Here is a 12,128-nt window from a genome sequence, read left to right as displayed (position 1 = left end):
TCCTCACGGGCCGGTCGCCCGTTAGACAGCGCGCGGCGCCCGCACGGTACGCCGGCGCCCGGTGGCCGTGACCGGCACCCGGGCCCTATCACCGGTCGTCCGGCGAACGCCCGGTGGCCGCACGGTCACCGGGAGCCCGTACGTCCGGAGGCCGGTCCGCCGGCGTACCCCGTCCGCGCCCGGCACCACGCCCGCGGCGGCGCCTACCCCCTTACGTCTCCACACGTCACCCCCTCTTCTTTTCTCTCCGAACGACCCAGATGTCCGGGGCGAGGGCCCCGGCAGAGGAGTGCTCAGATGTCCTCCGAATTCTTCGTGCCCGACCCGGAGGGGCTGGTTCCCGGCCCCTCGGGCTACTTCGGCGCCTACGGCGGCAAGTTCATCCCCGAGGCGCTGGTCGCCGCGGTCGACGAGGTCGCCGCCGAGTACGAGAAGGCCAAGGCCGACCCGGCGTTCGCGGCCGAGCTCGACGAACTGATGGTCAACTACACGGGGCGGCCCAGCGCCCTCACCGAGGTGCGGCGGTTCGCCGAACACGCCGGTGGCGCCCGGGTGTTCCTCAAGCGCGAGGACCTCAACCACACCGGCTCGCACAAGATCAACAACGTGCTGGGGCAGGCGCTGCTCACCAAGCGGATGGGCAAGACCCGCGTCATCGCGGAGACCGGCGCCGGCCAGCACGGCGTCGCCACCGCCACCGCCTGCGCCCTCTTCGGCCTCGACTGCACCATCTACATGGGCGAGATCGACACCGAGCGGCAGGCGCTGAACGTCGCCCGGATGCGGATGCTCGGTGCCGAGGTCATCGCCGTGACCTCCGGCAGCCGCACCCTCAAGGACGCCATCAACGAGGCGTTCCGCGACTGGGTCGCCAACGTCGACCGCACCCACTACCTCTTCGGCACGGTCGCCGGACCGCACCCCTTCCCGGCGCTGGTCCGCGACTTCCACCGGGTCATCGGCGTCGAGGCGCGGCGGCAGATCCTGGAGCGCGCCGGGCGGCTGCCCGACGCCGCGGTCGCCTGCGTCGGCGGCGGCTCCAACGCCATCGGCCTCTTCCACGCCTTCCTGCCCGACGAGAGCGTCCGGCTGGTCGGCTGCGAGCCCGGCGGCCACGGCGTCCCCACCGGCGAGCACGCCGCCACCCTCACCGCCGGCACCCCCGGCATCCTGCACGGCTCGCGGTCGTACGTCCTCCAGGACGAGGACGGGCAGATCACCGAGCCGTACTCGATCTCCGCGGGGCTGGACTACCCGGGCATCGGGCCGGAGCACTCGTACCTCAAGGACACCGGGCGGGGCGAGTACCGCGCGGTCACCGACGACGCGGCGATGCAGGCGCTGCGGCTGCTGTCGCGTACCGAAGGCATCATCCCGGCCATCGAGAGCGCGCACGCGCTGGCCGGCGCCCTGGAGCTGGGCCGCGAGCTGGGCCCCGACGGCCTGCTGCTGGTCAACCTCTCGGGCCGGGGCGACAAGGACATGGACACCGCGGCCCGCTACTTCGGGCTGTACGACAACGCCGGTGAGGGAGAGAAGTGATGACGGGGACGACGGGCAACATCGCGCTGCTGGACTCGGTGCTGGCGACGGCGCGTGAGGAGAACCGCGCCGCGCTGGTCGGCTACCTCCCGGCCGGATTCCCGACCGTGGAGGGCGGCATCCGGGCGGCCACCGCGATGCTGGAGGGCGGCTGCGACATCGTCGAGGTGGGCCTGCCGCACAGCGATCCGGTCCTCGACGGGCCGGTCATCCAGACCGCGGACGACATCGCGCTGCGCGGCGGCGTGCGGATCACCGACGTCATCCGCACGGTCGGCGAGGCGCACGCCGCCACCGGCGCCCCGGTGCTCTGCATGACGTACTGGAACCCGGTCGACCGCTACGGCGTCGAGCGGTTCGCCGCCGATCTGGCCGCCGCGGGCGGCGCCGGGTGCATCCTGCCGGACCTGCCGGTCCAGGAGTCCGCCCAGTGGCGGGCGGCCGCCGAGCGGCACGGCCTGGCGACCGTCTTCGTCGTCGCGCCGAGCAGCCTGGACGCGCGGCTGGCCGAGATCACCGCGGCGGGCAGCGGTTTCGTCTACGCGGCGTCGCTGATGGGCGTCACCGGCACCCGCGAGTCGGTCGGCCACGAGGCGCGGGAGCTGGTCCGCCGCACCCGCACCACCACCGACCTGCCGGTCTGCGTCGGCCTCGGCGTCTCCAACCCCGAACAGGCCGCGGAGGTCGCGGAGTTCGCGGACGGCGTCATCGTCGGCTCGGCGTTCGTCAAGCGGATGCTGGCCGACGAGGGCGATCTGGAGGCCGCGCTCGCCGGGGTCCGGACGCTGGCCGGGGAGCTGGCGGCCGGGGTGCGCAAGCGCTCCTGACGCCGCCGGGGCGGGCGGGCCGCGGGGCACGGGTGTGCGGCGCGGCGGGATCCGTCCCCCGATAGGGCGAACATCGGTGCGGAGGGGTGCGGCGGCGCCCCTCCGCTTCGTTTTCCTGGGGTGAGCCAGAAGAACGATGACGGTAAGAGCAGCGCCCGTGAGCGGTTGAAGGCACAGCGCGAGAAGGAGAAGGCCCGCGCCCGGCGCAACCGCCAGGCGATCGTCGCCGCGGTGGTGGTCGTGGTCCTGGCGGTGGCCGGCGCCATCGCCGTCTGGGCGTCGAACTCCGGCGGGGACGAGGAGAGCGCCAAACCGCTGGCGGTGCCGAAGGGCGCGCGCGGCGGCGACCGGCCCGCGGTGCCGGTCGGCGCGTCCGGCGCCCCCTCCACCCTGACGGTCTGGGAGGACTTCCGCTGCCCCGCCTGCCAGCAGTTCGAGACCGGCTTCCGCTCGGTCATCCACGAGCTGGAGGACGCCGGGCAGCTGAAGAGCGAGTACCACCTCGTCACGATCATCGACGGCAACGGAGGCGGCACCGGCTCCCTCAACGCCGCCAACGCCGCGCTCTGCGCCCAGCACACCGGCCACTTCCGCGCGTACCACGACGTCCTCTACAGCAACCAGCCGCCGGAGCAGCAGGACGCCTTCGCCGACAAGAAGAAGCTGATCCAGCTCGCGGGCAAGGTCCCCGGGCTGACCACCGACGCCTTCGAGCAGTGCGTCGAGTCCGGTACGTACGACGCCTTCGTCCGGCGGTCCAACGACGCGTTCACCACGTCCGGCTACCGCGGCACCCCGACCGTGCTGCTCAACGGCAAGGACCTGGCGAAGGAGAAGAACGGCCAGTTCACGCCCGCGGACTTCAAGAAGATGGTGCAGGACGCCAACAAGGGCAAGCAGCCGGCCCGCACCGCCACGCCTCAGCCCTGATCACACGGCACGCCACCGCCCGGGACGGCCTTGTTACGCAGCCGTTGCCGGGCGGGTTGCCGCCGACCCCGCCCGGCGGGGTAGCGTCGTGACTGCCATGGACCTCGCATTCATTCCCAGCCCGTCGGTCGGCGTCGTACATCTCGGCCCGATCCCGCTCCGGGGCTACGCGTTCTGCATCATCATCGGTGTCTTCCTGGGCGTCTGGCTCGGCAACAAGCGCTGGGTGCAGCGCGGCGGCCGGTCCGGCACGGTGGCGGACATCGCCGTCTGGGCGGTGCCCTTCGGCCTCGTCGGCGGCCGGCTCTACCACGTCATCACGACGTACGAGCCGTACTTCGGCAAGGACGGCCATCCGCTCGACGCCTTCAAGGTGTGGGAGGGCGGCCTCGGCATCTGGGGCGCGGTGGCGCTCGGCGCGGTCGGCGCGTGGATCGGCTGCCGCCGCCGCGGTATCCCGCTGCCCGCCTACTGCGACGCCCTCGCCCCCGGCCTCGCCATCGGCCAGGCCATCGGCCGCTGGGGCAACTGGTTCAACCAGGAGCTGTACGGCCGGCCGACCGATGTGCCGTGGGCGCTGAAGATCAGCGACGACCCGGCGATCGGCCGCATCGGCGGCACCTACCACCCGACGTTCCTCTACGAGTGCCTGTGGTGCCTGGGCGTCGCCGCGCTGGTGATCTGGGCCGACAAGCGGTTCCGCCTCGGCCACGGCCGGGCGTTCGCCCTGTACGTCGCGGCGTACTGCACCGGCCGTGCCTGGATCGAGTACATGCGGGTCGACGAGGCGCACCACATCCTCGGGCTGCGGCTCAACGTCTGGACCGCGCTCATCGGTCTGGTCCTCGCCGTGGTCTACCTGGTCGTCTCCGCCCGGCGGGTGCCGGGCCGCGAGGAGGTCGTCGAGCCGGGCGCGCAGGAGGCCCTGGCCGGCGGCGAGCCGGCGGACGCGCAGGCGGCGGACGGCGCCGCGACGGCGGAGTCCGGTGCTGCGGCGGAGAAGAAGGACGCCGGGTCCGGGGAGGACGGGCCGGGCGCCGGGGAGTCCGAGAAGGCCGCCGAGGGCGAGGCGAAGACCGCCGGGAGCGGCAAGAAGAGCTGAGCGCGCGCCGTCGCCCCGGGCGGCGGCGTCACGTCCGTGCACCGCGCCGGGCGGAACCGTATAACGGGTTCCGCCCGGCGCGGTGCTGTGTGCGCCCTCCCCGGGCCGGTGTGCGCCGTCCGCGCCCGGCGGCCGGGCGGCGCCGTGCCGCGGTCCGCCGGTCCGGTCCGGACGGCGGTGTGCGGGCGGCCGGACCGGCGGTCCGCACGGGCCTTGTGATCGGGATCTCACGGTGGGCTGCCGGAAGAAACCGCAGGTCAGAGAGGTAAGTTCGGCCTTCCTTGCTAGCGGTGGAGGGGACGTCACGCCTAGTTTCGAGGTGTTGGAGGGGAAAGTGCCGAGCAGCGGCCCACACCTCGTTGAAGGGAGCAGGTCCCTATGTCCGTCATCGATGTCATGGATGTCCCGGCGTCCACCCACGTCGCCCACCGCGACAACCACACCCACCGTGACGTCAACGGCGGCTGGCTGCGCCCCGCCGTCTTCGGCGCGATGGACGGCCTGGTCTCGAACCTCGCGCTGATGACCGGTGTCGCCGGCGGCGCGGTCTCGCAGCAGACGATCATCATCACCGGGCTGGCCGGGCTGGCCGCCGGTGCCTTCTCGATGGCCGCCGGTGAGTACACCTCCGTCGCCTCCCAGCGTGAGCTGGTCCTCGCCGAGCTGGACATCGAACGGGACGAACTGCGCAAGCACCCGAAGGACGAACGGGATGAGCTGGCGGCCCTCTACGTCTCGCGCGGGGTGGAGCCGGAGCTGGCCCGGAAGGTCGCCGAACAGCTCTCCCGCGACCCCGAGCAGGCGCTGGAGATCCATGCCCGCGAGGAGTTGGGCATCGATCCGTCCGACCTTCCGTCGCCCACCGTGGCAGCGGTTTCCTCCTTCGGATCGTTTGCGCTGGGCGCGTTGCTGCCCGTACTTCCTTATCTGTTGGGCGCTTCCGCGCTGTGGCCCGCGGTGGCGCTGGCGCTGCTCGGACTCTTCGCGTGCGGGGCGGTCGTGGCGCGGGTGACCGCCCGCTCGTGGTGGTTCAGCGGGGTGCGGCAGCTGCTCCTCGGTGGCGCGGCCGCGGGTGTGACGTACATCCTGGGAGCGGTGTTCGGAACCGTCGTAGGGTGACGCTCCCATGCGGGAGCTCGCATAATTATTGAGTTACTCGGCGGTTTCATCTCTGTGACCACCGGGCATAAGGCCGGGGCGCCACGCGGGCAATGTCGCTCGGTGGGCGCCCCGTTTCCGGACCGGGTTGGTTGTCCGCGACCTCACACACCGCAGTCACGGTGTCCGCATGTTGGAAGGCTCTATCCGCTTCCCGAGAAGCGAGCCATCCTGTAACCTGCACGAAATTTCGCGGAGGGCCAACGTCGTCCCTCGGCAGTGCCTATGCCACGACGACGTTGGGAGAGCCGATGCGTTCCGCGTCCACGCACTCCGCGGCCACCGCCGGCGCCACCCGCGCCGCCTGGTCGCCCATGGACGGGCGCCCCGCCCCGCAGGGGATGTACGACCCGCGCAACGAGCACGACGCCTGCGGCGTCGGCTTCGTGGCCACCCTCACCGGTGAGCCCGGTCATGCGCTGGTCGAGCAGGCGCTCACGGTGCTGACCAATCTGGAGCACCGCGGTGCGACCGGCTCCGAGCCCGATTCGGGCGACGGTGCGGGCATCCTGCTCCAGGTGCCGGACGCGTTCCTGCGCGAGGAGGTCACCTTCGGTCTCCCCGAGGCCGGCGCATACGCCGTCGGCATCGCCTTCCTGCCGGCCGAGGCCCACCGGGCGGCCGCGGCCGTCTCGCAGATCGAGACGATCGCCGGGGAGGAGGGCCTGACCGTGCTCGGCTGGCGCGTCGTCCCGGTCGCCCCCGAACTCCTCGGCAACGGAGCCCGCGCCACCATGCCGGCCTTCTCCCAGCTGTTCGTCGCCGACGGGGAGAACACCGGTCTGGCGCTGGACCGCAAGGCGTTCGCGCTGCGCAAGCGGGCCGAGCGCGAGGCGGGCGTCTACTTCCCGTCGCTCTCCGCCCGCACCCTCGTCTACAAGGGGATGCTCACCACCGGGCAGCTGGAGCCGTTCTTCCCGGACCTGTCCGACCGGCGGTTCGCGTCGGCCATCGCGCTGGTCCACTCGCGGTTCTCCACCAACACCTTCCCGAGCTGGCCGCTGGCCCACCCCTACCGCTTCGTCGCGCACAACGGTGAGATCAACACCGTCAAGGGCAACCGCAACTGGATGCGGGCCCGCGAATCGCAGCTCGCCTCGCAGCTCTTCGGTGACCTTGATGTCGACCGGCTCTTCCCGGTCTGTACGCCGGACGCCTCCGACTCCGCCTCCTTCGACGAGGTGCTGGAGCTGCTGCACCTGGGCGGGCGGTCGCTGCCGCACGCGGTGCTGATGATGGTGCCCGAGGCGTGGGAGAACGCCCCGGCCATGGACCCGGCCCGGCGCGCGTTCTACCGCTACCACTCCACGATGATGGAGCCCTGGGACGGCCCGGCGTGCGTCACCTTCACCGACGGTACGCAGGTCGGCGCGGTCCTCGACCGCAACGGGCTGCGCCCCGGCCGCTACTGGGTCACCGATGACGGCCTGGTCGTGCTCTCCTCCGAGGTCGGCGTCCTCGACATCGACCCGGCCAAGGTCGTCCGCAAGGGCCGCCTCCAGCCGGGCCGGATGTTCCTCGTCGACACCGCCGAGCACCGCATCATCGAGGACGACGAGATCAAGGCGGAGCTGGCCGGTGCCCATCCGTACCAGCAGTGGCTGGACGAGGGGCTGATCGACCTCGCGGACCTGCCCGAGCGGGAGCACATCGTGCACACCCACGCCTCGGTCACCCGCCGCCAGCAGACCTTCGGCTACACCGAGGAGGAGCTGCGGGTCCTGCTCGCGCCGATGGCGAAGTCCGGCGCGGAGCCGATCGGTTCGATGGGTACGGACTCGCCGATCGCCGCGCTCTCGGCCCGTCCGCGGTTGCTCTTCGACTACTTCACCCAGCTGTTCGCGCAGGTCACCAACCCGCCGCTGGACGCCATCCGCGAGGAGCTGGTCACCTCGCTGATCTCTTCGCTCGGCCCGCAGGGCAATCTGCTGGAGCCGACCGCCGAGTCCTGCCGGAGCGTCACCCTGCCGTTCCCGGTGATCGACAACGACGAGCTGGCCAAGCTGATCCACATCAACGCCGACGGCGACATGCCCGGTATGGCGGCCGTGACGCTCTCCGGTCTCTACCGCGTCGGCGGCGGGGGCGAGGCCCTCGCCGCGCGGCTGGCGGAGATCTGCGCGGAGGCCGCCGCCGCCATCGAGGCCGGTGCCCGGCTGATCGTCCTCTCCGACCGGCACTCCGACGCCGAGCACGCCCCGATCCCGTCGCTGCTGCTCACCTCGGCCGTCCACCACCACCTCATCCGCACCAAGCAGCGCACCCAGGTGGGGCTGCTCGTCGAGGCCGGTGACGTCCGCGAGGTGCACCATGTCGCGCTGCTGATCGGCTACGGCGCCGCCGCGGTCAACCCGTACCTGGCGATGGAGTCCGTCGAGGACCTGGTCCGCGCGGGGACGTTCCTGCCCGCGGGCACCGACCCCGAGGACGCCATCCGCAACCTCATCAAGGCGCTCGGCAAGGGCGTGCTGAAGGTCATGTCCAAGATGGGCATCTCGACCGTCGCCTCCTACCGCGGCGCGCAGGTCTTCGAGGCCGTCGGCCTGGAGGAGACGTTCGTCGACACGTACTTCCACGGCACCGCCACCAAGATCGGCGGCGCGGGTCTGGACATCGTCGCCGAGGAGGTCGCGGCGAGGCACGCCAAGGCGTACCCGGCGTCCGGTATCGCCGCCAGCCACCGCGCGCTGGACATCGGCGGCGAGTACCAGTGGCGCCGCGAGGGCGAGCCGCACCTCTTCGACCCGGACACCGTCTTCCGGCTCCAGCACGCCACCCGCTCGCGCCGGTACGACATCTTCAAGCAGTACACGGACCGGGTGAACGAGCAGTCCGAGCGGCTGATGACGCTGCGCGGCCTCTTCGGGATCAAGGGCGCGCGTCCGGCGGTCCCGCTGGACGAGGTCGAGCCCGCCGCGGAGATCGTCAAGCGGTTCTCCACCGGTGCCATGTCGTACGGCTCCATCTCGCAGGAGGCGCACGAGACGCTCGCCATCGCGATGAACCAGCTCGGCGGCAAGTCCAACACCGGTGAGGGCGGTGAGGACCCGGAGCGGCTGTACGATCCGGCGCGCCGCTCGTCCATCAAGCAGGTCGCCTCCGGCCGCTTCGGTGTGACCAGCGAATACCTCGTCAACGCCGATGACATCCAGATCAAGATGGCCCAGGGCGCCAAGCCCGGTGAGGGCGGTCAGCTGCCCGGCCACAAGGTCTACCCGTGGGTGGCGAAGACCCGGCACTCCACGCCCGGCGTCGGCCTGATCTCGCCCCCGCCGCACCACGACATCTACTCCATCGAGGATCTCGCGCAGCTGATCCACGATCTGAAGAACGCCAACCCGGCGGCGCGGATCCACGTGAAGCTGGTCTCCGAGGTCGGCGTCGGCACCGTCGCCGCCGGTGTCTCCAAGGCGCACGCGGATGTCGTCCTCATCTCCGGCCACGACGGCGGAACGGGCGCGTCCCCTCTGACGAGCCTCAAGCACGCCGGCGGCCCCTGGGAGCTGGGTCTGGCCGAGGCACAGCAGACGCTGCTGCTCAACGGCTTGCGCGACCGGATCGTGGTGCAGACCGACGGGCAGCTCAAGACCGGCCGCGACGTGATCATCGCCGCGCTGCTGGGCGCCGAGGAGTTCGGTTTCGCGACCGCGCCGCTGGTCGTCTCCGGCTGCGTCATGATGCGCGTCTGCCACCTCGACACCTGCCCGGTCGGTATCGCCACCCAGAACCCGGTGCTGCGCGAGCGGTTCAGCGGCAAGGCCGAGTACATCGTCAACTTCTTCGAGTTCATCGCCGAGGAGGTCCGCGAACTCCTCGCCGAGCTGGGCTTCCGCACTCTCGACGAGGCGATCGGTCACGCCGAACTCCTCGACACCACACGGGCGGTGGACCACTGGAAGGCCCAGGGCCTCGACCTCGGCCCGCTGCTGCACGTGCCCGAGCTGCCCGAGGGCGCCGTCCGCCACCAGGCCGTCGTCCAGGACCACGGGCTGGCGAAGGCGCTGGACAACGAGCTGATCCGGCTCGCCGCCGACGCGCTGGCCGCGGACACCCCCGAGGACGCCCAGCCGGTCCGCGCGCAGATCGCGATCCGCAACATCAACCGCACCGTCGGCACCATGCTCGGCCACGAGGTCACCAAGAAGTTCGGCGGCGCCGGGCTGCCGGACGACACCATCGACCTCACCTTCACCGGCTCCGCCGGCCAGTCCTTCGGCGCGTTCCTGCCGCGCGGCATCACCCTGCGCCTGGAGGGCGACGCCAACGACTACGTCGGCAAGGGCCTCTCCGGCGGCCGGATCGTCGTCCGCCCGGACCGCGGCGCCGACCACCTCGCGGAGTACTCCGTCATCGCCGGCAACACCCTCGCCTACGGCGCCACCGGCGGTGAGCTGTACCTGCGGGGCCGGGTCGGCGAGCGGTTCTGTGTCCGCAACTCCGGTGCCACGGTGGTCTCCGAGGGCGTCGGCGACCACGGCTGCGAGTACATGACCGGCGGCAGCGCGGTCGTCCTCGGCGAGACCGGACGGAACTTCGCCGCCGGGATGTCGGGTGGTACCGCGTACGTCATCGACCTCGACCCCGACCGCGTCAACAAGGAGCTGGCCGGTGCGGTCAGCGCGCTGGACGACGCCGACAAGGAGTGGCTGCACGGTGTGGTGCGCCGCCACCAGGAGGAGACCGGCTCGACCGTCGCCGCGAAGCTCCTCGACGGCTGGGACGCCGCCGCTGCCCGCTTCAGCAAGGTCGTCCCGCCCACCTACCAGGCAGTGCTCGCCGCCAAGGACGCCGCCGAGCAGGCCGGACTCTCCGAGTCCGAGACCCACGAGAAGATGATGGAGGCGGCGACCCATGGCTGACCCGAAGGGCTTCCTCAACCACGACCGCGAGGTCGCCACGGCCCGTCCCGTGCCCGAGCGCGTCCAGGACTGGAACGAGGTCTACCGGCCCGGCGCCCTGCTGCCGATCATCAGCGAGCAGGCGTCGCGCTGCATGGACTGCGGCATCCCGTTCTGCCACAACGGCTGCCCGCTGGGGAACCTCATCCCCGAGTGGAACGACTACGCCTGGCGCGACGACTGGAGCGCCGCGTCCGAGCGGCTGCACGCCACCAACAACTTCCCGGAGTTCACCGGGCGGCTGTGCCCGGCGCCCTGTGAGGCGGCGTGCGTCCTCGGCATCAACCAGCAGCCGGTGACCATCAAGAACGTCGAGGTCACCATCATCGACAAGGCGTGGGACAGCGGCGACGTCACCCCGCGCCCGCCCGAGCGGCTCTCCGGCAAGACCGTCGCCGTCATCGGCTCCGGCCCGGCGGGACTGGCCGCCGCCCAGCAGCTGACCCGCGCCGGTCACACCGTCGCCGTCTACGAGCGCGCCGACCGCATCGGCGGGCTGCTGCGGTACGGCATCCCCGAGTTCAAGATGGAGAAGCGGCACATCAACCGCCGTATCGAGCAGATGCGGGCGGAGGGCACCAAGTTCCGTACGGAGACGGAGATCGGCCGCGACATCGACGCGAAGAAGCTGCGCAAGCGGTACGACGCCGTCGTCATCGCCGCGGGCGCCACCACCTCCCGCGACCTGCCGGTGCCCGGCCGGGAGCTGAACGGCATCCACTTCGCGATGGAGTACCTGCCGCTCGCCAACAAGGTGCAGGAGGGCGATCTGACCGTCGCCCCGATCACCGCCGAGGGCAAGCACGTCGTCGTCATCGGCGGCGGCGACACCGGCGCGGACTGCGTGGGCACCGCCCACCGTCAGGGCGCGGCGTCCGTCACCCAGCTGGAGATCATGCCGAAGCCGGGCGAGGAGCGGACCGCGGGACAGCCGTGGCCGACGTTCCCGATGCTGTACAAGGTGACCTCCGCGCACGAGGAGGGCGGCGAGCGCATTTACTCGGTCTCGACCACCCACTTCGAGGGCGACGAGGACGGCAACGTCCAGTGGCTGCACCTGATCGAGGTGGAGTTCAAGGACGGCAAGCTGGAGCAGAAGCCCGGAACCGAGCGGAAGATCCCGGCGCAGCTGGTCACCCTGGCGATGGGCTTCACCGGCACCGACCGGGAGAACGGGCTGGTCGAGCAGTTCGGCCTGGAGCTGGACGCCCGCGGGAACATCGCCCGCGACGCGGAGTTCGCCACCAACGTCCCCGGTGTCTTCGTCGCCGGTGACGCGGGGCGCGGCCAGTCGCTCATCGTGTGGGCCATCGCCGAGGGCCGCTCCGCCGCCCGTGGGGTGGACCGCTTCCTCACCGGAGCCAGCGCCCTGCCGGCTCCCATCAAGCCGACGGACCGCGCACTCGCCGTGTGACGGTACGTCCCTTCCTGTCCCGTACAACGGCGTACGGCGGCATGGGTCCCGGGAGCGATACCGGGGCCCATACCGCGACGCCTGCCTGATTCCCCGACCGGCGGGCGGGCGTCGCGCGTCTCTTGACGGGCCGCCCGGCCCCGGCGTGGGGCGGGCGGCCCGTACCGCTGAAGAGCCCGCCCGTACCTTAAAGCGGTACGGGCGGGCTCGGCGTCGGTGGAGACGGGGCGGTGGGGCTCCGCGCCGGCGGACCGGGG

General features: G+C 71.7%; 7 protein-coding genes. All 7 read left to right on the top strand.

What is annotated here, in order from left to right; translation table 11 throughout:
- The first annotated feature begins 297 nt into the window (after positions 1 to 297).
- The 7 genes from trpB (at position 298) to ACZ4M8_RS00850 (ending at position 11,871) form a co-directional block, all read left to right on the top strand.
- A complete protein-coding gene (gene trpB, locus ACZ4M8_RS00880) occupies positions 298 to 1,542 on the top strand; it encodes a tryptophan synthase subunit beta (protein ID WP_467602181.1) in 1,245 nt (414 codons plus the stop codon).
- Positions 1,542 to 2,369, top strand: a complete 828-nt coding sequence (trpA, locus tag ACZ4M8_RS00875; RefSeq protein ID WP_467602178.1) for a tryptophan synthase subunit alpha — start codon at positions 1,542 to 1,544, stop codon at positions 2,367 to 2,369. Before trpB ends, trpA begins: the two co-directional genes overlap by 1 nt.
- 120 nt (positions 2,370 to 2,489) lie before the next feature.
- Entirely contained in the window at positions 2,490 to 3,299 is an 810-nt protein-coding gene (locus ACZ4M8_RS00870) for a DsbA family protein (RefSeq protein WP_467602175.1), read from the top strand.
- A 97-nt stretch (positions 3,300 to 3,396) separates the two neighbouring features.
- Complete coding sequence (lgt, locus tag ACZ4M8_RS00865) at positions 3,397 to 4,401, top strand: prolipoprotein diacylglyceryl transferase (protein WP_467602172.1); 1,005 nt, start codon at positions 3,397 to 3,399, stop codon at positions 4,399 to 4,401.
- A 378-nt stretch (positions 4,402 to 4,779) separates the two neighbouring features.
- Entirely contained in the window at positions 4,780 to 5,520 is a 741-nt protein-coding gene (locus ACZ4M8_RS00860; protein WP_467602169.1) for a VIT1/CCC1 transporter family protein, read from the top strand.
- Between the two features lie 290 nt (positions 5,521 to 5,810).
- Positions 5,811 to 10,418, top strand: a complete 4,608-nt coding sequence (gene gltB / locus ACZ4M8_RS00855) for a glutamate synthase large subunit (protein WP_467602166.1) — start codon at positions 5,811 to 5,813, stop codon at positions 10,416 to 10,418.
- Complete coding sequence (locus tag ACZ4M8_RS00850) at positions 10,411 to 11,871, top strand: glutamate synthase subunit beta (RefSeq protein ID WP_467602164.1); 1,461 nt, start codon at positions 10,411 to 10,413, stop codon at positions 11,869 to 11,871. Before gltB ends, ACZ4M8_RS00850 begins: the two co-directional genes overlap by 8 nt.
- Positions 11,872 to 12,128: the final 257 nt, after the last annotated feature.

It is taken from the genome of Streptomyces sp. NPDC027185 (assembly GCF_055567035.1).
This window is presented reverse-complemented; position numbering and strand designations above follow the sequence as displayed.